This is a genomic window from Streptomyces sp. NPDC050164 (assembly GCF_044459945.1).
Classification (GTDB): Bacteria; Actinomycetota; Actinomycetes; order Streptomycetales; family Streptomycetaceae; genus Streptomyces; species Streptomyces coeruleorubidus_A.
On sequence record NZ_JBITJK010000108.1, the window covers coordinates 1 to 1,072 of the forward strand.

General features: G+C 57.2%; 1 rRNA gene. It reads left to right on the forward strand.

The features are described from left to right. Positions 1 to 1,072: ribosomal RNA gene (locus tag ACIBNA_RS45080) — 23S ribosomal RNA — on the forward strand; the annotation flags it as partial.

Consider the following 1,072-nt stretch of genomic DNA (forward strand, 5'->3'; position numbering starts at 1 on the left):
TCTCGTGACTGCGTGCCTTTTGAAGAATGAGCCTGCGAGTTTGCGGCGTGTTGCGAGGTTAACCCGGGTGGGGTAGCCGTAGCGAAAGCGAGTCCGAATAGGGCGGTTGAGTAGCACGCTCAAGACCCGAAGCGGAGTGATCTAGCCATGGGCAGGTTGAAGCGGAGGTAAGACTTCGTGGAGGACCGAACCCACCAGGGTTGAAAACCTGGGGGATGACCTGTGGTTAGGGGTGAAAGGCCAATCAAACTCCGTGATAGCTGGTTCTCCCCGAAATGCATTTAGGTGCAGCGTCGTGTGTTTCTTGCCGGAGGTAGAGCACTGGATAGGCGATGGGCCCTACCGGGTTACTGACCTTAGCCAAACTCCGAATGCCGGTAAGTGAGAGCGCGGCAGTGAGACTGTGGGGGATAAGCTCCATGGTCGAGAGGGAAACAGCCCAGAGCATCGACTAAGGCCCCTAAGCGTACGCTAAGTGGGAAAGGATGTGGAGTCGCAGAGACAACCAGGAGGTTGGCTTAGAAGCAGCCACCCTTGAAAGAGTGCGTAATAGCTCACTGGTCTAGTGATTCCGCGCCGACAATGTAGCGGGGCTCAAGCGTACCGCCGAAGTCGTGTCATTGCAGCAATACGGCCAACGCCGGCTGTGATGGGTAGGGGAGCGTCGTGTGCCGGGTGAAGCAGCCGTGTAAGCGAGTTGTGGACGGTTCACGAGTGAGAATGCAGGCATGAGTAGCGATACAAACGTGAGAAACGTTTGCGCCGATTGACTAAGGGTTCCTGGGTCAAGCTGATCTGCCCAGGGTAAGTCGGGACCTAAGGCGAGGCCGACAGGCGTAGTCGATGGATAACCGGTTGATATTCCGGTACCCGCTGTGAAGCGTCAAACATCGAATCCAGTGATGCTAAGCCCGTGAAGCCGTTCCGGACCCTTCGGGGAAAGGAAAGTGGTGGAGCCGGTGGCCCAAGTTGGTAGTAGGTGAGTGATGGGGTGACGCAGGAAGGTAGTCCATCCCGGGCGGTGGTTGTCCCGGGGTAAGGGTGTAGGCCGTGCGATAGGTAAATCCGTCGT